Origin of the sequence: Tardiphaga sp. 839_C3_N1_4, from assembly GCF_051811045.1 — a bacterium.
Lineage (GTDB): Bacteria > Pseudomonadota > Alphaproteobacteria > Rhizobiales > Xanthobacteraceae > Tardiphaga.
On the sequence record NZ_JBPWQD010000001.1, the window covers coordinates 243,607 to 260,683 of the forward strand.

At 59.1% G+C, this 17,077-nt stretch carries 24 protein-coding genes; 7 read left to right on the top strand and 17 right to left on the bottom strand.

What is annotated here, in order from left to right:
• Positions 1-75: 75 nt before the first annotated feature.
• The 8 genes from AB8A38_RS01460 to AB8A38_RS01495 all read right to left on the bottom strand — a co-directional run bounded on the left by AB8A38_RS01460 (position 76) and on the right by AB8A38_RS01495 (position 7,789).
• Positions 76-378 (bottom strand): hypothetical protein, encoded by a 303-nt coding sequence (locus AB8A38_RS01460; protein ID WP_439084696.1) that lies wholly within the window; start codon positions 376-378, stop codon positions 76-78.
• Complete coding sequence (locus AB8A38_RS01465; RefSeq protein ID WP_439088444.1) at positions 375-1,097, bottom strand: SOS response-associated peptidase; 723 nt, start codon at positions 1,095-1,097, stop codon at positions 375-377. Before AB8A38_RS01465 ends, AB8A38_RS01460 begins: the two co-directional genes overlap by 4 nt.
• Before the next feature lie 96 nt (positions 1,098-1,193).
• Positions 1,194-2,366, bottom strand: a complete 1,173-nt coding sequence (locus AB8A38_RS01470) for a zinc-dependent alcohol dehydrogenase (protein ID WP_439084697.1) — start codon at positions 2,364-2,366, stop codon at positions 1,194-1,196.
• A gap of 198 nt (positions 2,367-2,564) precedes the next feature.
• Positions 2,565-3,011, bottom strand: coding sequence for a hypothetical protein (locus AB8A38_RS01475; protein WP_439084698.1), 447 nt, complete (start codon positions 3,009-3,011; stop codon positions 2,565-2,567).
• Complete coding sequence (locus AB8A38_RS01480; protein WP_439084699.1) at positions 3,011-3,460, bottom strand: hypothetical protein; 450 nt, start codon at positions 3,458-3,460, stop codon at positions 3,011-3,013. The genes AB8A38_RS01475 and AB8A38_RS01480 overlap by 1 nt, the downstream gene beginning before the upstream one ends.
• Before the next feature lie 45 nt (positions 3,461-3,505).
• Complete coding sequence (locus AB8A38_RS01485) at positions 3,506-3,883, bottom strand: hypothetical protein (protein WP_439084700.1); 378 nt, start codon at positions 3,881-3,883, stop codon at positions 3,506-3,508.
• A 3,276-nt stretch (positions 3,884-7,159) separates the two neighbouring features.
• Complete coding sequence (locus AB8A38_RS01490) at positions 7,160-7,435, bottom strand: hypothetical protein (protein ID WP_439084701.1); 276 nt, start codon at positions 7,433-7,435, stop codon at positions 7,160-7,162.
• Complete coding sequence (locus AB8A38_RS01495; protein WP_439084702.1) at positions 7,436-7,789, bottom strand: hypothetical protein; 354 nt, start codon at positions 7,787-7,789, stop codon at positions 7,436-7,438. It abuts the gene before it with no gap.
• Between AB8A38_RS01495 and AB8A38_RS01500 the strand changes: the two genes are divergently transcribed.
• Positions 7,767-8,480, top strand: a complete 714-nt coding sequence (locus tag AB8A38_RS01500) for an outer membrane protein (RefSeq protein WP_439084703.1) — start codon at positions 7,767-7,769, stop codon at positions 8,478-8,480. The two genes, AB8A38_RS01495 and AB8A38_RS01500, sit on opposite strands and share 23 nt — an antisense overlap.
• A 720-nt stretch (positions 8,481-9,200) precedes the next feature.
• A complete protein-coding gene (locus AB8A38_RS01505) occupies positions 9,201-10,037 on the top strand; it encodes a hypothetical protein (protein ID WP_439084704.1) in 837 nt (278 codons plus the stop codon).
• A gap of 116 nt (positions 10,038-10,153) precedes the next feature.
• On the opposite strand, the gene AB8A38_RS01510 is transcribed toward AB8A38_RS01505, so the two are convergent.
• From AB8A38_RS01510 to AB8A38_RS01550, 9 genes are all read right to left on the bottom strand, one after another.
• The gene (locus AB8A38_RS01510) at positions 10,154-10,345 is read right to left on the bottom strand and encodes a hypothetical protein (RefSeq protein ID WP_439084705.1); all 192 of its coding nucleotides are present in this window, start codon (positions 10,343-10,345) and stop codon (positions 10,154-10,156) included.
• Between the two features lie 9 nt (positions 10,346-10,354).
• The gene (locus AB8A38_RS01515) at positions 10,355-10,714 is read right to left on the bottom strand and encodes a DUF2493 domain-containing protein (protein ID WP_439084706.1); all 360 of its coding nucleotides are present in this window, start codon (positions 10,712-10,714) and stop codon (positions 10,355-10,357) included.
• A 33-nt stretch (positions 10,715-10,747) separates the two neighbouring features.
• Positions 10,748-10,954 carry a hypothetical protein gene (locus AB8A38_RS01520; RefSeq protein ID WP_439084707.1) on the bottom strand — a complete coding sequence of 69 codons (207 nt, stop codon included), beginning with the start codon at positions 10,952-10,954 and terminating at the stop codon, positions 10,748-10,750.
• A 6-nt stretch (positions 10,955-10,960) separates the two neighbouring features.
• Positions 10,961-11,134 carry a hypothetical protein gene (locus AB8A38_RS01525; protein ID WP_439084708.1) on the bottom strand — a complete coding sequence of 58 codons (174 nt, stop codon included), beginning with the start codon at positions 11,132-11,134 and terminating at the stop codon, positions 10,961-10,963.
• 5 nt (positions 11,135-11,139) lie between these two features.
• A complete protein-coding gene (locus tag AB8A38_RS01530; protein ID WP_439084709.1) occupies positions 11,140-11,493 on the bottom strand; it encodes a hypothetical protein in 354 nt (117 codons plus the stop codon).
• Positions 11,494-11,795: 302 nt separating this feature from the next.
• Entirely contained in the window at positions 11,796-12,050 is a 255-nt protein-coding gene (locus AB8A38_RS01535; RefSeq protein ID WP_439084710.1) for a hypothetical protein, read from the bottom strand.
• Between the two features lie 26 nt (positions 12,051-12,076).
• On the bottom strand, positions 12,077-12,232 hold the full coding sequence (locus AB8A38_RS01540) for a hypothetical protein (protein ID WP_439084711.1): 156 nt from the start codon (positions 12,230-12,232) through the stop codon (positions 12,077-12,079).
• 11 nt (positions 12,233-12,243) lie between these two features.
• Positions 12,244-12,474 carry a hypothetical protein gene (locus AB8A38_RS01545; protein WP_439084712.1) on the bottom strand — a complete coding sequence of 77 codons (231 nt, stop codon included), beginning with the start codon at positions 12,472-12,474 and terminating at the stop codon, positions 12,244-12,246.
• On the bottom strand, positions 12,474-12,716 hold the full coding sequence (locus AB8A38_RS01550; RefSeq protein ID WP_439084713.1) for a hypothetical protein: 243 nt from the start codon (positions 12,714-12,716) through the stop codon (positions 12,474-12,476). The genes AB8A38_RS01545 and AB8A38_RS01550 overlap by 1 nt, the downstream gene beginning before the upstream one ends.
• A 132-nt stretch (positions 12,717-12,848) precedes the next feature.
• Between AB8A38_RS01550 and fliK the strand changes: the two genes are divergently transcribed.
• The 5 genes from fliK to AB8A38_RS01575 all read left to right on the top strand — a co-directional run bounded on the left by fliK (position 12,849) and on the right by AB8A38_RS01575 (position 17,077).
• A complete protein-coding gene (fliK, locus tag AB8A38_RS01555) occupies positions 12,849-14,582 on the top strand; it encodes a flagellar hook-length control protein FliK (RefSeq protein ID WP_439084714.1) in 1,734 nt (577 codons plus the stop codon).
• A complete protein-coding gene (locus AB8A38_RS01560; RefSeq protein WP_093761235.1) occupies positions 14,579-14,845 on the top strand; it encodes an EscU/YscU/HrcU family type III secretion system export apparatus switch protein in 267 nt (88 codons plus the stop codon). The genes fliK and AB8A38_RS01560 overlap by 4 nt, the downstream gene beginning before the upstream one ends.
• 238 nt (positions 14,846-15,083) lie before the next feature.
• Complete coding sequence (locus AB8A38_RS01565) at positions 15,084-15,533, top strand: hypothetical protein (protein ID WP_439084715.1); 450 nt, start codon at positions 15,084-15,086, stop codon at positions 15,531-15,533.
• Entirely contained in the window at positions 15,526-16,755 is a 1,230-nt protein-coding gene (locus AB8A38_RS01570; protein ID WP_439088445.1) for an HlyD family secretion protein, read from the top strand. Before AB8A38_RS01565 ends, AB8A38_RS01570 begins: the two co-directional genes overlap by 8 nt.
• A gap of 112 nt (positions 16,756-16,867) precedes the next feature.
• Positions 16,868-17,077, top strand: coding sequence for a hypothetical protein (locus tag AB8A38_RS01575; RefSeq protein WP_439084716.1), 210 nt, complete (start codon positions 16,868-16,870; stop codon positions 17,075-17,077).

Consider the following 17,077-nt stretch of genomic DNA (forward strand, 5'->3'; position numbering starts at 1 on the left):
GAGGGGCGCTGATCTTGCGCAACTCTGGCACCCCCACGCCGCCCGACCAGGCCTTCAAAGCACAGCGAGAGTAAGCTAGGCGTCCTGCGGGTGATCTGTGCCGGGAAGTTCACCTTCGGGCGTTTGGTCATTCCACATAAAGAACCCACCGCATTCGTGCATTTTGATAATGCCGTCAGCAATAAGCTTGTCTCGACCGATCGTGTATTCGGCAACGCTCGCCTTATCTTTCCATATGAAAGTTGAATTCCACTCGCCAACGGGTATGCGGCCTTCGTCGATACGGAGCGTCTTGGCGATCTCAAGCAGTCTGGCGGCTGCGGTTTCAGGATTGGCGTAGGGACGGTCTTTTACGTGCTTCTCGAACGGCTTGCTCATGGGGTAGACGCTTCGTCTTTCTTGGTGCCGCGAGCGACGACCTTGAGAACGCCGTCCGGGAGGGGGCGCTGCAGCTTCATGGCGTCGTCGGTTGACGCCGTCATCCAGGTTTGAAGATCTTCTGGCGTCGTCAGGATGACGGGCATGGCTTTCGGATGGATTGCGCCGACTTCGGCGTTCGGCTCGGTGGTTAGGAAGGCAAAGAGGTCGTTGGTCGTCTCGCCCTCTTTGACCTTCCGAACCGATGTCCAGTTCGTCCAGATTCCCGCGAAGAATGCCAGAGGCCTTGCCTCGTCGAACGCAAACCAGATGTCGCCGCCCTCAGCTTTGTTGAACTCGCTGAAGGATGTGAATGGCACAAGGCATCGGGACTCGACCCCCAGCCATCGCTTCCAATGCTTGCTGTCGAGGTTGCGGATGTTCGTTGTCCCGCTGTCCGGCTCCATCCGTAGCAATTCCTTGAAGTCGACTGGCTTACCTTTCTCCTCAAGCTTGGCCGCGCGCTTCTTGGCCGCCTGCATTTGGGCGAATTGCGAGGAGGGCATGCCCCAGCGCGCGAGCGTCAGTTCAGTCGCGCCGGCATTGTTGCGCACAATCGGCGCTGAATAGTCTGGGAAAATGCCGGGCATAGTCGGAAGATTGCCGGTGGTGTCGCGGTCGACCTTGAACAAGTTGCGGATCGCCGCCTGGTTCTTCGTCATCGAATAGAGATTGCACATGGGATTATAGTGCCGAGAAGACATCGCCCGGTCCAGCTCAACTGGCTCCTTGGCAGGCTTTTGCATCTCCAAATGTCCAGGCGAGATCTATGGGCATTAATTCGGCCGCAGCACCACCTTGATGACGCCGTCCTCCTTGTCCCGGAATTTTTTATACATCGCCGGCGCGTCCTCGAGGTTCGCCGGGTGCGTCACGACAAAGCTCGGATCGATATCACCCGCCTCAATCCTTTTCATGAGCGGCTTGGTGTAGGCTTGGACATGGGTCTGGCCGGTCTTGATGGTGAGGGCTTTGTTCATTGCCGCTCCCAGCGGGATCTTGTCGCCCATGCCGACATACACACCCGGAATGGATACGGTGCCGGCCTTGCGGCAGCACATGATCGCCTGGCGAAGAACGTGAACGCGGTCCGTGGCCAGGAACGTCGCCGCCTTGACCTTGTCGAGCACGGCATCGGCCGACCCGTGTCCGGACGCTTCGCAGCCGACCGCATCGATGCAGCTATCAGGGCCGCGCTTGTCGGTTCGTTTCATCAACTCGTCATAAACGTCGGTTTTTGAAAAATCGATTGTTTCCGCACCGCCGGCTTCCGCCATCGCCAGCCGCTCGGGCACTTCGTCGATCGCAATGACGCGCCCGGCGCCGAGCATGAGGGCGGAGCGAATCGCAAACTGCCCCACGGGACCGCAGCCCCAGATCGCAACGGTGTCACCTGGCTCGATCTGTGCGTTGACTGCAGCCATATAACCGGTCGGGAAGATATCTGACAGGAACAGTGCTTGCTCGTCCGTTACGTTGTCCGGCACCTTGATCGGTCCGACATCGGCCATTGGGACGCGGAGATATTCGGCTTGCCCGCCGGCATAGCCGCCGAGCATGTGGCTGAAGCCAAAAAGTCCTGCCGGCGAATGCCCCATGGCCTTGGCGGCAATTTCGGCATTCGGGTTCGTCCGATCGCAGCAGGAGAAGAGGCCCTTTTGGCAGAACCAGCATTGGCCGCAGCTGATGGTGAAGGGAACGACGACGCGATCACCGATCTTCAGATTTGTCACTTCTGAGCCGAGCTCGATCACTTCGCCCATATTCTCATGCCCAAGGATGTCGCCACTCTCCATGGTCGGCTGATAACCATCAAGAAGATGAAGGTCCGAGCCGCAGATCGCGCACGCGGTGATTTTGATGATGGCATCCCGCGGATGTTGGATCTTGGGATCCGGAACGGTATCGACGCGAACGTCGCCTTTGCCGTGCCAACACAATGCGCGCATGGTGAAACTCCATTTTAAAGGATGGCATGCAGTCGCTGGTCATGCCTTCCGAGCGCAACAGAAGCGGGAAAGCAATGTTCCTAACTTGATCGAAGGTTTCTCGCTTGAATGCGGAAGATGATGTGAACGGCTCCGCCGAGCGAGGCCAGCGGCATAGGTTGATCCAAACTCGGCCGCTGAGCCGGAACAGGCCAAGACCTACGTTCCCGGGAGCCGCCCGGTGATGTGTTCGATATGGGCCATGGTCTCTTCGTGGATGCCGGGGTTGAACATCGCGCCACAAGCGCACCGGATCGGGCCTCGACCCAGCTTGTTGCGATATCCAGCATCCCACAGCGCGTACTTGTTGGCAGTCCACTGTCTCTGCCGGCGCGAGGCTTCGAATTCAGCCTCGGTGCGTTGTGGCAAGAACGTCTTCCAGGCGGCAAAAAAGGCGGCGTGGGCCGTTTCGAAGGTTGACGCCTCGCCCCTGAAACATTGGTCGTGATGGATCGGATAAAAGCCGCATGACCATTTCCAAATGGCAGACCTCTCCGAGCTCGGATTCCAGTCTTGCTGAGAGACGGTACCGACATCTACGTCGCCGTAGCGGATTATCCACGTCTCAAGTGGGGCGTCGGTGCGATGGCGGGTAAGCTCGAGCATCACGGCCGCTCCGGCGCGTGCCGTTGTCCGGGTGCCAACTGCAGCAATGTCGCGAGTGGCCGCTTGCCGCCTTTCGCGCATCGCTGGCAGCGCAGGCGGGTCGCGAGGTCGTGGATGCATGTCGTGTCGACGTGCGGTAGCTCTGCGAGGCTAACATCGCGCTTGGCCCGGCATCTTGAACATTCTATCTCGAGCCACGGAAAGCCGCCGTTCAGTGCCTGGTCGACGGTCGGTGATGGATCGATCGGCTCGCCGTCCGCCCACATGCGCTCGTTCCAGCTTTCGCAGGATAGCTTGTCGGCTTCCCTGATCAGCGCTTCACCCTTCGCGCGTAGCTCGTCCGATTGACGTGCAAGCATCAGCGTCACGCCGCGCGCCTTCGTCAGCTCTTTATTGAGAGCCTTGCGATCGCCGCCTGATAGGGGCGTGGGGTGATATTTCGGAGCCATATGGGCGTCCAAGCGTGCCGGTCAAAAAATGAAAAATCAAAAGCGCTATGTCGTCTCAAAGGACGGCCAGCAACCGTCCTCTTCGAGGCGTCCTGTTCGTTCCCGGCAGCCGTTGTCGAGCAGCTTCATGCCGACATCTTTCCAGGTGGTATGCGCACCGTAAAGACGCACCGCATCGACGGTCTGAATTTCTACGATGCGGTCACAGCGGCGACACGCCACGCGCAGGACGTGCCGGGGAATTTCAGAGAGACGTCGCTGCTGGATAGGGACACCGGTGCGGATCTGGCCGCGGGGGTCCCGGATGATCGAGTTCCAATATTCCTCCGGCAGATCGTCCGCCGGTCCAGGCGTTGGCGTCGCCGGCTCGGGTGGGCGGCTCGGCCTGGAAGCCAGCCTTTCCATCTGTTTTGGCGTCGGCATACGCCAGCTCGCGGGTCTATCGCTCATGCCCTCAATTAGAACATATAGAGAACAAAAGTCGAGTCCGTAGAGGTTGAATTTTGGGCGCTCGGAGCTTCCGTTGGGAGGTCCAAGACCATAACGGCAGGGTTTATTGCTCACGGCGAAGCTCTGACGGTTGCTTTGGCCAGGCCGAAGCTGGATCGGCTAGACACGCCGTAATTGCGCATGTCCCTAAGTAAGGCCGCCTACTGAGGCGGCCTTAGTTCATCTTGCTGAGCTTCCGAATGATCGCACGAAGGTCGTTCGCGTATTCCTCAGCAATCCGCCGCGCCTCCTCCAGCCGGGATGGTCCGGGCTCCTTCGCCTCAGTCTCGTTCGATTGGTCGCGCTTAGCCATGAAGTCAAAAGTCGATCCGGCATGGGACGTTCCTTGAGCCAGATCAAAAGTTAGCTCACTTCGTCTGGCCGTGCATCGCGGGTAAACTGTCACCTTCGCGGGCCGCGTTCTCCTCATTGGCGATAGCGTCTCTGATCATCCGGTTTACGGCAGGGCTCTTAACCCCAAACCGTTCTGCGATCAGCGACGAAAGAACCCCCGATCGATGTAATTCAAGAACCTTTCGGCAGCGTGCTTGGTAGTCTGTCACGTAATGTTCCCAGTCTGGGGGGGGGGCGCTATGGCCCGCCTCTCAATGAGGGAATATTTTGCAAACTTGCCCGGGAAAGTCCTGTGCACTTTGTGCCAAAAACCAGATCAGGCCACTGCCGTTTTCAAAACAGGCCACTGAGGTCGGAAACAGGCCAGTACCCTTGCCCGCGGCACCGCAGCTCGGAACGATTCTCGTAATCTCACATTCGATCGGTGAGGCTGTGCCCCAACGTGGCTTCGAAAAGGCCTGTCGCATTGGAGTCTTCCGGTGCGGCGGGCTTTTTGTTGGTCAGTGGGTATTGGTGTCTTTCCATGTTTGGCGCGGAACGAATTCAATTCCTGCCGTTTGATTAGGCATGAGAAGTCCTCACCAGCTGGTTCACCTCGCTGTACTCATGGAAGAGGCGATCCAGATTGCATGGGATTATCTGGAACGGGCGGGCAAGATCGAGGACGCAGAGTTCTGCAGTCACATTCTGCTTCACTCTGTCGAAACAATGATACGGCAGGGCATAAGGAATCGTCTGCTGCTCTCAAACAGAGCCATTACTCAGTACATGGAAGCTCTCGACGCTCGCACGCTTCAAGCGGCCTCGTAGAAAGGCAATGACGATGGTGATGGGTGGAAATCGAATATATCTCAGGCGCCAGCAGACGGGCTTTGGATGCTCGTCGAGAAGTGGCTGGCTTATCGTCAGGCTGAAAGATGTCGACGGTCGAACCGACGGACCCAAGAGAAGTAAATGGCGACGATAACCTAGGACTTGGCGTCCTCGTCATTTTCCTGCTGGTACTAGGCTTGCCCGTAATGCTCTTGTGATCAAAGCCAAGCGACGGACAATAGAAATGCCGCTGTCGCAATGAGTGCCGCGCGGCTGTCCCCGCCGCAATCGCATTGAGAGCATGTGCCGTAGCGAAGCGGATGTGCACCCAATCTACAAGAGCATATTGCCAGGATCAGATATGCTGCGCAGAATCGCTCAAGGCTAGAGGCGGAACTCCCTGCGGCGCTGGCCGTCATGTTGGCAGCGGTCGCTAAGGTATACGGTCCCTCTACCAATCCCTTTGAGTCTGATGGAGCAGGTCGCTGCGTTGGTGGTGAAGACGCTGAGATGACCTAATCGTTTCCCGTGATATCAAGATCGAACGGGAGGCCCTACCGGGGCCGGTAAGATGGAATGGCATGCCCAATCGTCTTGAGACCCGCGATCCCGTCGGGATGGTACTGCCGTTGGGCAAGCGGAACAATAGGCGCGAGTCGGCATTGCAGAACAATGGAAGACAGGCTCTACCGAGTCCTTCTCGCGTTCGGCATAGTCGGGCTGATTACAGCATTCGTGGTTTTGCTCCTCCTAGGGCTTTATTGGGCAGTAGGTAGTATTTGAGCGGGCCGCCTCAGTGGGCGGCCTCTTTTATATGTGGCCTCAGGGTACGGTGTAGGGAGCCGGCGTGAACAAGCACTCATGACAGCTTGGTCCTGAGGCGGCAGTCCCAGTATTTCTCCACCATGATGCCCGCTATCAAAATAGCGAAACACACGAGACAAAAGACTGCCAGCCGACTGTTGGTTTTCATCCCTCCATTTTATGGCGGGGAGGGCGTCACGCGAGAGGCGTGGTGTTCTCGCCAGAGTGTTGAAGCGCCATAGAAAATAATGGGGGATCCGCGCGCTCAGCTCCAGTTCAGAAAGGAACAGGTAAATGGTGACTGGGGCTTTTGAATTACAGGGAATACCAGATGAAGTTAAAGTTGGCTGTTTTCGGGCTGCTCGCTCTAGCAGGCACGGCAGTATCAGGTGCGGCATCGGCGATGCCGCTCGGTCTGGCAACCGGCGCAGGTGTCGGACATAACACTGAGCAGGTGAGGCTGGTTTGCGACCGCTTCGGACGTTGCTTCCGCACCCCCGGCTATGCGCCCCGATACGGATACGGTCCACGGTATGGATACGGTCCACGCTATGGCGGGTGGGACCGGGGCTGGCGTGGCGGGCGCCGCTGGTAAATCATATCAGGGGCCGCGAAAACGCCCTTATCGTTTTTGGGCTCCAGCCGGGATCACTTAACGATCTTGCTCAAGAGCGCGCACCCGCGGTCACTGTGGCGCCGGCGGAGAAAACGGCGGCGATGCTACGCCGACGCCGCGATATAACGGCTTCTGCCGAGAAATCCCGCGCGCGGCATCTCCGCCAGAGCGTCAACACGGGTCAGGGCATGACCATGAAAGGCTTCCTCAAGACGAAAGAGGCCGCCCACTGAGGCGGCCTTTTCACATCAGGTCCTGACCGCAAAGCGCTCGCTGGTATTGCACTTGGCGCATTCGAAGGTGCGCAAGTCCATGCCTGGTTCAGTAGGCTCAATGGAGGCAAGCCGCATAGGCATGCCGCATTAGAACAAGGCAGGATTCCGATTTCAGCGCGGCTGAATAAGGGATTTGGATGCATTGATGACATGATGCTTCCCTCTAGTCGGCGGGAGCACAACACTCTCAGTCACCGGTATAGGCCACGAAGGGGCCGGTGATGGATGAACTAGACGCCTCATAAGTCCGGTTGTCGACTTAATTCAAATCAGGCCACTGTTGTTTTCAAAGTAGGCCACTGAGGCCAGAAACAGGCCACCACGATTGGTGGTGGCTTCACTCAGCCGCTATGACGGCTTCCAACCCTTCAGGTCTTCGATAATCTGCCGGAAGGCGATTTTGACTTCAGAAACTTGAGCCAGATTTGGCAGTCTGATCTCGCCCGGCAGATCACCGCTGCCGGCGCTGCCGTGCACCGCAAGTATGGCGTTCTCGAAGCCGCGCACATCGGGGTCTCCAGCGAGAAATTCGTGTTGAGGGAAGGCTGCGTCCAACTCTGCAATGACGCGTTCGAAAGCAGATGAAGATGCGTCAGGCGTCAGCGTGAAGATGAACGTGGTCATTCAGTTAATCTTCCGATATCCCGCGTCAGTCAGCTTTACATGATCGTCGATGACCTCGGCCAAGCCCATCTCAAGCAGCTCCTGCAACTGGTCTTCCGTGATCGGCAACAGCTTTAGCCGGCCACCGTAAATGTCGCGGAGTGTCCAGAGCAGTTCGATTTCATCCTTCCAGTTTTTCAACTTGCTCTCTTGGGTTGATCGCCAGCACGCCGTGGAAGGGGGCAGGGGTTGTGTTTTTCCGAAAACTCGCCTGTGTGGCGGATTTGTGACAGCATTTAGGCGCGCCTTTTCGTACCAAATCAACGTTGGAATCGCTAAAAAGGAACTCTCGATGAAGAAGATGTTGCTGGCCACTGTTGCGTTCGCCACTTTAAGCACCGCATCGGCGTTTGCCGCTGATCTGGCGGCCCGCCCGTACACCAAAGCCCCCGCGGCTCCGGTCGCAGTCGGTTACAATTGGTCGGGCTTCTATGCTGGCGTCATGGGCGGCTATAGCTGGTCGGATCGCATCCGCGTTGACGGTTTCACCGCTGCGTCGAGCGACATCAATGGAGGCTTTGGCGGCGGCACCATCGGCTACAACTGGCAGACGCCGGGCAGCAACTTCGTTTGGGGCCTTGAGGTCGACGCGGCAGGCGGCGACGTCAAGTACCGCGAAACGGGGTTGTTCGGCATCGTCCCGGTTACCGCGGAAGATAAGATCCGCGCCTTCGGCAGCGTCACGGGTCGCCTTGGTGTGACCTCTGGGGCGGCTCTTTTCTATGTAAAGGGTGGCTACGCCTGGGCTGATAATCGCCTTTCATTCACCACTCCTGGCGTGACGCTCTTCTCAGAGAGCAAAGTTCACTCGGGCTGGACCGTCGGCGGCGGCGTCGAGTATATGTTCGCCCCGAACTGGTCGCTAAAGGGCGAGTACATGTACGCTGACTATAGCAGCGAGCGTTACGGCACCGTGCTCACCGGTTTCACGGACCTTGGGGTGACGACGCACACTGTTAAGGGCGGCATCAACTACCATTTCAACTGGGGCGGCTCGAACTTCTAAGTCCGACCACTGAATTCACAAGATCGGGGCCCGGCGAACGCCGGGCCTTTCTTCTGTGATAATCCCCGCCAATGGCGATGAGGCGCTACCGGGATTGGTCAGACGCTGGAGTCGGCCAGACCGCGGCGCCGGTCGAGATGCTACGAACAGTGATTTTGTGAGGGGCATTGCTTCTGTGCAGCCTCTCAGCAACCTCGACAGCGATCTTGAGATCGGCATAGGTGCCGCCAGTGCGCTGTTCGTTTACGAGAACCTCATAGTCGCCTGGCTCAGTGCGCATGTACTGTCCAATCCCATACTCATTCGCGCCGGAGCAATCGTGCACTCCGTTAGATTACCGACGGCGGGCTGGTAGGCACGGCGATCGGTCACAGTCGCATCAGAACGAGCCGTCCCTTGGTCCCTGGTGTGTCTGAAGGATTAGCACTACGCCGAAGAGGAAGATGCCCAAAGTCATAAGATCGAAAAGATGGTCCTGCATCGCGCCATTTTACACGATGGAGGGGAGGGCGTCACGGAGGCAGGCCGCAACGCATCGGCAGCTTCAAAAATTCATTTAATCAGTGCCCCCTCATCGAGAACCTGCAGGTCCTAGTTAAGGCTCAGAAGGACATTTCTTGTCAAAGAGGGGTGAATTCACCTGAGCGGAACCATTTGATCGAATGCACATTGTGTGGGCATCGGTATCTATTCCGGAGCCGCTTCAATGGGAATTTCAAAATGATTGATACTGTTGTCGTGCAGCCGGCTGCCGCTGGCCTGGATGAGCCTTCCGTGGCGGGTGTTTCGTGGGCTGCAGTTGCGGCTGGTGCCGTCGTTTCGCTCGCGTTAACACTCGTTCTTATCGCTTTCGGGGCAGGGCTTGGATTATCTGTCGTGTCACCCTGGTCCTCCAGCGTCTCGGCTACGACATTCAAAATCACGACGGGGATTTATCTAATCGTCATTGCTATGATCTCGTCGTCGATCGGCGGATATCTCGCTGGTCGTCTGCGGTCGCGCTGGATTGGCGTTCATTCAGATGAAGTTTATTTTCGCGACACCGCGCATGGATTTCTGGCATGGGCATTTGCAACGGTGCTCGGGGCAATACTGCTCGCTTCGCCAGCGACGACAGTTTTGAGCGGCGCGACGTCGGGAGTTGCTGCTGGTGCGACCGCGTCTGCAGCGCAGGCGGGACCCGCCGAAGGCTACATCGACGCACTATTGCGTCCATCGACACCCTCCGGCGATGGTAACGGTGCTGACGCGCGCGGTGAACTGTCCCGCATAATGGCCTCTAGCCTCCGAGCCGGTGAGCTGAAGCCTGCCGATCGCGCTTACGTCAATAAAGTCGTGGCCGCTCGCACAGGTTTGAGCGAAACCGACGCGGACAAGCGCGTTACCGAAGTCATCAATGATGCCAAGGCCGCTGCCGATACTGCTCGCAAGGCTGCAATGCAGCTCGCCTTTTGGCTCACGGCTTCACTATTGATCGGCGCTTTCTCTGCCAGCTTGGCGGCGACCGAGGGTGGTGGGCTTCGTGACGGAACTTGGAAAACGCGGCGCACGCGATAAGGAGAGAGAGATGCCTATTTTGCTATGGCTACTTGGAATTCCGATCCCGCTGATCATTCTGGTTCTGCTGCTTAGATGAATTTAGGCCCCGCGGTGCGGGGCCTTTATTTCATTGGTCATGTGCGCGGTACCCAAGCCCAATCGCCCACTCGGCGTTCGATATAGCCTTTTCGCCAAAGCGAAATCTTGACGTCCTTCCAGGCTTTGGACTGCAGGTTTTTGTCGTCTCCGTTGTGTCGGATATGCTGAAGCGCGCGGATCTCGATATCCGTCAACTCCGCCGTTTCATACACTGCTGCCGCCATCATCAGTCGTCCTTATTCGGAAGTGTGAGGGTAGGGTTCAACGATCTCGACGCCGGCCGCGCGAGCCAATCCTACCATGTTCGCAGTGCCGGAACCGCCGGGGAATGCCACGACTAGATCAGGCTTCCACTCCAGCATTCGCGCATTGCGGATCGGCCCGGCGCGCTTGCCATACTTCTCCCATTCCGCATGGCACACAAAGCGTTCAATCGCGGGTTTGGAAGTAGCCCATTCCTTCGCGAGTGTATCAGCGCCGACCGCGCCGCCTTGCATCAGAGCGGTTATAGGCCGTTCCGCGTGCAGCCTGTCCAGCGCACGCCAAACCTGCGCCGGCTTGAAATAGTCTCTGCCTCCACAAACCAGCACTCTCATGGCATCGTGTTCCTATTCCAGAACCAAAAGAGCCTACCGGAAATCACCGTACTTCTTCCGAAGGGCGCGCATATAGAAATAGTCCCGATAGAACTCAAAGCGCCACTTGCCGCCACATCGCTGGATCGTGACGACCGGATTGTGGTCGGAGTGCTGGTAAGCGCAGAACGACCAGCCCATGCCTTTGACGCGGCTGAAGTGAACGCTCGGCTTCCATTTCCATACGGGCGGGCAAGTCATCTGCTCTCACTCCATGCCGCTGGCGGCGCGGCGGTTCAGCCGGAAGATTTGGACCTCAGCCTCGATTTGGTCCGTAGGGCATCCGACTTCATTGAGAAGTTCCCGATACTCTTCAACAGCCAAGGCCTCAGTAGCGAGGTTGATGTCCGAGAATTGTTGAACAGTCACGATTGTGCCCATCAGTGTCACTCCATGATGGCGGAAGGGGATGCCCACGCCGCCAGAATATAGGCGACTGCTTCAGCATCCGTCTTGAAGCGCGCGACGATCTTATTGCCATGCTTTACGCGAAAGTCGTCCTCAGCAGCGACGAAGGTTGAGTACGTGCGAGCCGGGCTCTTGCGCTTGGCCGGAGCAGGCTTCTGTTTGATCTCGGGCTGGCAGTGGTAGCAGCGTCGGCGCTGAGCCTTCGACGGCTCCATGGCGAGTTCGCCGCAGGACAGAGGACGATTGATGACGTGGCCGCAGGCCAGCTCTTCGGTGAGATAGGTGGGACGGGCGACAATGGCGCGGAGGGGGTGTGTAGCAATCGAATTCATGTCGCTCTCCATCAGTTGATGGTTGAGTTATAAGCGGTACCGGATATACTGTCAATAACCGATACCGCTTATAGGTGGATTTTGACAACAATTCCGATACCGGATACTTCCCGGCGCATGGGTAGGCCGCCGCTGGGGATCAAACCGACGCAAGTTCGTCTCTCGGAAGAGACGCGCGAGCGGATTCGAGAAATCGTCGGTGAGCAGGGGATGGCTCAATTCATCCGTGAGGCTGTCGAGCGCGAATTGAAGCGGCGGGAAAAAGACCGCTGAGCCACGGACCCGCGTTTCTGGGGGCAGTGCTAGGCGGTGACCCGTTCAAGCCAGGCCTTGTAGTGGCGCACGGATTCGTCGGTCGGCTTGGCGATGACAAGCAAGGCCTTCCGCTCGTCATCCTCCAGGTACAGGCAATGGCTGATAGCGATCAGCGCATCCATCTCGCCGGCAAAGATCTGGACGAAGCCCTTGACCGCCTCGAAGCTGCCAGTGACGTCGAGCGCTCCGCTTTGGAATGCGTTGCGCAGGTATTCTTTCGCGACTTCGGCTTGATAAGTCATTGGGCTTCCTCCGTGTTTGTGGGTGACTATTCGGCCGCTTGAGCGGATTTCAGTTCGCCGTGCTCGTCCCTGTACCGCCACCAGATGGCCTCCAAGTCATCGAGGGACTCGCGGGGCCAACCGATCTCCAGGCACTGGCTCAGCCACTTTGCGCAGGCCATTCGCGCTTCGACCTTGGTCATGGTTTCCATCCTTACTGATGTGTGCGCCACAGCATTTCGCTGGCTAGGCGTTCGAGTTTGTCGGGGTGCTCGGTCCCGCCGATCGCCTGTGCCGTGCGACCGACAAACCAGCCGATGAGCTGCGGCCGCTCGCGCGCCTGTGTGACTTTGTCCGGGTTCTCTTGAATGAGGGTCTTAAGCGCCGCTTGCGCGCGCTCGCACTCCTTCTCCCATTCCCACTTGGCGCCTAGGGCCACTCCCATCACTCGACCTCCCGCGGCCGGATCTGCGTCGTTGCCGGCGCTCCGTGCTTGATGGCGGCTATCTCGGCGAGGGTGGCGACGAGGGCGAAGAGCAGCTTCTCGCGCAGCTCGGGCGTCTCGGCCTTCTCGGCGTTTTGCAGCTGCTCAATTGCGCGGCTGGCTCGGGAGCCGATCGGACTGTCGGCCTTATGCTCGTTCCGCAATGCGATGAGCTGCTTTCGGGCTTCGGTGATGTCGGTCATGGTTGATCCTTTGTTTTCGACGAATTCGATAAACTCTGGGACCGCGGGCCAGTTTTCTCAATGGCTTAGAATTAATCGGAAGTTAACGACCGTTAACTAGCGTAGCTGCACCATTGTCCGGTGCCGCTCACCATGCCGACTCCCGTCAACTCGATCTTACCGGTTGTGTCCGCGCAAGGCGTGGCGAGCGAAGTCGCGTTTCAGCCCGGCAGCGTGATTGCCGGCCGCGTGCTGTCAGTCTCACCAGACAATCAGGTTCGTATCGCCATCGGGCACAGCACCATCGACGTGCAATCGCAGGTGCCGTTGCAGGCCGGGCAGGTGCTGCAATTCGCTGTGTCGAAGACGGACAATGGCAATGTCCAGCTTGCCGTCGTCACCCCGCAGAACACAGGTGCAGGGAAGGCGGGTGGCGCGTCCTCCGGCAATGTGACGCTCGCGCCAGACCTGCCAATCAATCTCGCCAATGCCATCGCCACCTCCAAGATCCAGCTGACGTCGCTGGAAGCACAGGCGGTCTCCACCGCCACCCAAAGTGCCGTGACGCAGCAGGCGAGCCTGGCCACGCTGTTTGCCAATCTCGGTGCCGCCACTTCCCTGAAGGGGCTGCCGCAGCAGTTGCAGCAGGCGGTCGCGCAGGTACTGGCGCAACGTCCGCCGCTCGACGCCCAACTCACCGGCGAGGAAGTCAAATCGGCGTTCCAGAGTTCCGGCCTGTTTCTGGAGTCATCGCTGGCCAAGGGATCGCTGCCGCAAGGCGGGCTGCCCGACATGAAAGCGGCATTGATCGTGTTGCGCCAGGCGTTGGCGACGACGCTCGCCACAGCGAGTCCGACCCCGAGCACAACGCCAGCGACGGCGAATGCAGCGACACCGGTGGCTACGCCGGAGCAGCCAGCATCGGCATTGGCAAACGCGCTCCCCAATGTCGTGGCGCAGGTGACCGCACAGCAGGCGCAAGCTGCTGCAGTGACCGCGGCCATGTTGCCCAAGGCCAGCATCAAGAACGATCCGCTGCAGCAGGCTGGACTTCTCGCAGACGAGCCCGTGCTCGATGTTGTGGCTCAAAGCGCGCCGACCGTGGCAAAAGCTCCCGAAGCGGCTGCGCAACTGACGGCGAACCGGGCCGCGTTCAACTTGCTTCGCGACGCGTTGCAGACGGCTCCCAAGGGCATGGGTAGCGCGGCATCGCTGGTGTTCGACGACAGCATGATGATGGATCTGCTGCCCGCCGCGAAGGCGCCAGCGGGCCAGACAACTGCCGACACCAGCCTCGCACGCAACACCCTGCCGCCGCCGCCGTTGCGTGGTGGGCTGCCGACGGCGCAAGCGATGGCACTGCCGACGCTACCGGCAAACGCGCCGCTGGGCACCACCGTCCATCATCTGCTCGCGGATACCGATGCGGCACTGGCGCGCCAAACCCTGCTGCAGGTGGCATCCTTGCCGGATCGTGCGGACGGTCTTGCGGCGCCGCGACTCGATCAGGCATCGCCGCGCTGGAGTTTTGAAATTCCGTTTGCGGTGCCGGCTGGCACGGCCATGGCGCAATTCGAAATTTCGCGTGATGGCGGCAATGGCAGCAAGGCCGAGGCGGCCAAGCAGGTTTGGCGTGCGCGCTTTTCGCTCGATGTCGAGCCCGCTGGCCCGGTGCATGCACTGGTTTCGCTGACCGGCGACAAGACATCGGTGCGGATGTGGGCGGAGCGGCCGGCAACGGCGCTGCAGTTGCAGGCCGGTACGGCGCAGCTCAATCAGGCGCTGATCCGCGCCAATCTGCAGCCCGGCGACATCGTGGTCCGCGAGGGCGCACCGGTGCAGCCTGCGCCCGCTTCGGCCGGGCACTTCCTGGATCGCGCGCTATGATCGTGCAGCCGAAAAGATCGCTCGCCGTCGCGCTGCATTACGACAAGACCGGTGCGCCTGTTGTCACCGCGAAAGGCAAGGGCGCGATCGGTGAGAAAATCATCGAGGTTGCCAAGGCCCACGACATTCCCATCGAGGAAAACGAAGTGCTGGCCGGTGCACTCTCCAACGTCGAGATCGGCGACGAGATTCCGGCCGAACTCTACAAGGCTGTCGCGGAAGTGCTGGTCTTCGTGCTGCGGCTGTCGGGCCGCGCGCACTAGCTTCGTCATTCGGCTGCGATACATGTCAGATCATTGAGCTGTTCTGCGCCGTCCTTTCGAGGCTGGTGATCTCGCATCCGCGAGCTCTCACCCCTCAATCCGCCCGATACGAATGTAGATTTGTTGCAGCGCATTTTCTTTCGCGCGCAAGCTGATGCTTGCCAAGTTCCAGCTTTGTGCAACTATGGAAATTGGAACAGGTGCATGCTCGCCTGACGCTGTTGGAATGAGGGATCACGTGAGTGAGACGCTGCATCAGAACGCTCCGCATCATCTGCCTGGCTTCATCACTGCTCCCGGCGAAACTGACACGCTCATGGTGGTGGTCGGAATCGTTCTGATCGGCTCCGTCATGATGGTCGGCAATCTGTATCTGCGCCTGCACAGTATGCCAGAGCGCATGGCGCACAAGTCGCAGAAGCTGCAGTTTGAAATCGTGGCCGTGTTGGGTTTGATCGCGTTGTTCACCCACAACCATCTGTTCTGGATAATCGGGCTGTTGCTGGCGATGATCGATCTGCCGGATTTCAGCACGCCACTGCGTAGTATCGCAGGATCGGTGCGGAAGATTGCCGACGGCGATGCTACCAGCGATCCCATCGAATCTTCTGGTGAACCACCACCGCTCCCCATTGCGGCGGAAACATCGAGCCCTCCCGGCGAAGCCGGAGGGCACGGTCATGCTTGAGCTTCTCCTCTGCTCGCTGCTGACGGTTTTTCCGGACTATCTCTATCGTCGCTACGCACAAGGCAAGCGCCTGGGCCGGGAGATCACGTTCTATTCGGTGTGGTTCGAACTCAGATGGGGAATCACGGCCTGCGTGATGCTGACGGTTGCTCTGATCACGGTGATCTTTTATTTTCATCCATCGACGACAAGCGCGACCTTGTTCTATCGGACCGTGCCGATCCTCCCCGAGGCCAATGGCCGCGTGGCGGAGGTGCACGTCCAGTTCAGTGCCCCGGTCAGGAAAGGCGACGTGATCTTCCGGCTCGATAACGCCAAGCAGGAAGCGTCGATGGAGACCGCGCGGCGCAAGATTGCCGAGGTCGATGCAGCCATGCTGGCGGCGCAGGCCGATATTCTGAAGGCCGAAGGGCAGGCGCAGGAAGCCAAGGGGTCCTTTCAGCAAGCGTCGGATGAACTCGATACCAAGCGTGAGTTGCAGAAGCGCAATCCCGGCATAGTGCCGCAACGTGATATCGAGAAACTCGAGGTGCTGCAGGCAGGCCGCCAGGGAGCGCTCGACGCGGCTATGGCTGCGCGACAATCCGCGATGACACGTGTCTCCGCGCTGCTGCCGGCGGAGAAGGCCAGCGCGCAGGCGGTACTTGCAGAGGCGCAAGTTGATCTCGACAAGACGTTCATTCGCGCAGGCGTCGACGGACGCGTCGAGCAGTTCACGCTTCGCGTCGGCGATGTCGTCAATCCGGTCATGCGATCAGCGGGCATTCTCATTCCCGAGAATGCGGGCCGCGTGCTCTCGGCAGGGTTTGGGCAGATTGAAGCGCAGGTGATGAAAGTGGGCATGGTTGCCGAGGCGACCTGTATTTCGAGGCCGTGGACCGTCATCCCGATGGTGGTGACCGGCGTACAGGACTATATCGCGGCCGGTCAGTTCCGTGGCGGCGAGCAGTTGGTGGAAGCGCAGCAAGTCCGCGCGCCGGGCACCATCCTCACGTTCCTGGAGCCGATCTATCAAGGCGGCCTTGACGGCGTGACGCCTGGCAGCAGTTGTATCGTCAATGCCTATACCAGCAATCATGACGCCATCGCCGCGAAGGGGATCGGCTCTTTCAAGTGGCTGGCGCTTCATGCCGTCGATGCCGTTGGGGTCGTCCACGCGATGTTGCTGCGTATCCAGGCGTTGTTGCTTCCAGTCAAGACACTGGTGATGAGCGGTCACTGAGCTCCGCGTGTTCTGCGGGGCGAGGCAGTAGTTCCGGGACGCTCCGGAACTGGCGCTGTGATGCCCGTTGAACTAGCCTTCGTGAACAATAAAAAAGCTCACGGAGGAAATCATGAAATTGACGCTCTGGATGTCGTCCATCGGACTGTCGTCGCTTGCAGTTGCAGCGGCCAGCGGCTGGTTTGCCGCCACGATTTTTGCGCAGCCTGCCACCAGCAAGGAGCCGCGCTTTCCGCAGCTCACCATGGATCAGCTCGACGCCAGGCAGAAGCCGCTCGGCGAACAGGTGATGAAGGTCTCAAGCGTGGGGCTCGCTGGATAA

Coding starts and splice junctions, on each gene's coding strand:
- AB8A38_RS01520 (WP_439084707.1), bottom strand. CDS start 10,954: ATGACTTGCCCGCCCGTATGGAAATGGAAGCCGAGCGTTCACTTCAGC.
- AB8A38_RS01525 (WP_439084708.1), bottom strand. CDS start 11,134: ATGGGCACAATCGTGACTGTTCAACAATTCTCGGACATCAACCTCGCT.
- AB8A38_RS01505 (WP_439084704.1), top strand. CDS start 9,201: ATGATTGATACTGTTGTCGTGCAGCCGGCTGCCGCTGGCCTGGATGAG.
- AB8A38_RS01575 (WP_439084716.1), top strand. CDS start 16,868: ATGAAATTGACGCTCTGGATGTCGTCCATCGGACTGTCGTCGCTTGCA.
- AB8A38_RS01460 (WP_439084696.1), bottom strand. CDS start 378: ATGAGCAAGCCGTTCGAGAAGCACGTAAAAGACCGTCCCTACGCCAAT.
- fliK (WP_439084714.1), top strand. CDS start 12,849: ATGCCGACTCCCGTCAACTCGATCTTACCGGTTGTGTCCGCGCAAGGC.
- AB8A38_RS01475 (WP_439084698.1), bottom strand. CDS start 3,011: ATGCTCGAGCTTACCCGCCATCGCACCGACGCCCCACTTGAGACGTGG.
- AB8A38_RS01465 (WP_439088444.1), bottom strand. CDS start 1,097: ATGTGCAATCTCTATTCGATGACGAAGAACCAGGCGGCGATCCGCAAC.
- AB8A38_RS01485 (WP_439084700.1), bottom strand. CDS start 3,883: ATGCCGACGCCAAAACAGATGGAAAGGCTGGCTTCCAGGCCGAGCCGC.
- AB8A38_RS01550 (WP_439084713.1), bottom strand. CDS start 12,716: ATGACCGACATCACCGAAGCCCGAAAGCAGCTCATCGCATTGCGGAAC.
- AB8A38_RS01510 (WP_439084705.1), bottom strand. CDS start 10,345: ATGATGGCGGCAGCAGTGTATGAAACGGCGGAGTTGACGGATATCGAG.
- AB8A38_RS01515 (WP_439084706.1), bottom strand. CDS start 10,714: ATGAGAGTGCTGGTTTGTGGAGGCAGAGACTATTTCAAGCCGGCGCAG.
- AB8A38_RS01500 (WP_439084703.1), top strand. CDS start 7,767: ATGAAGAAGATGTTGCTGGCCACTGTTGCGTTCGCCACTTTAAGCACC.
- AB8A38_RS01530 (WP_439084709.1), bottom strand. CDS start 11,493: ATGAATTCGATTGCTACACACCCCCTCCGCGCCATTGTCGCCCGTCCC.
- AB8A38_RS01570 (WP_439088445.1), top strand. CDS start 15,526: ATGCTTGAGCTTCTCCTCTGCTCGCTGCTGACGGTTTTTCCGGACTAT.
- AB8A38_RS01490 (WP_439084701.1), bottom strand. CDS start 7,435: ATGACCACGTTCATCTTCACGCTGACGCCTGACGCATCTTCATCTGCT.
- AB8A38_RS01480 (WP_439084699.1), bottom strand. CDS start 3,460: ATGGCTCCGAAATATCACCCCACGCCCCTATCAGGCGGCGATCGCAAG.
- AB8A38_RS01560 (WP_093761235.1), top strand. CDS start 14,579: ATGATCGTGCAGCCGAAAAGATCGCTCGCCGTCGCGCTGCATTACGAC.
- AB8A38_RS01545 (WP_439084712.1), bottom strand. CDS start 12,474: ATGGGAGTGGCCCTAGGCGCCAAGTGGGAATGGGAGAAGGAGTGCGAG.
- AB8A38_RS01540 (WP_439084711.1), bottom strand. CDS start 12,232: ATGACCAAGGTCGAAGCGCGAATGGCCTGCGCAAAGTGGCTGAGCCAG.
- AB8A38_RS01535 (WP_439084710.1), bottom strand. CDS start 12,050: ATGACTTATCAAGCCGAAGTCGCGAAAGAATACCTGCGCAACGCATTC.
- AB8A38_RS01470 (WP_439084697.1), bottom strand. CDS start 2,366: ATGCGCGCATTGTGTTGGCACGGCAAAGGCGACGTTCGCGTCGATACC.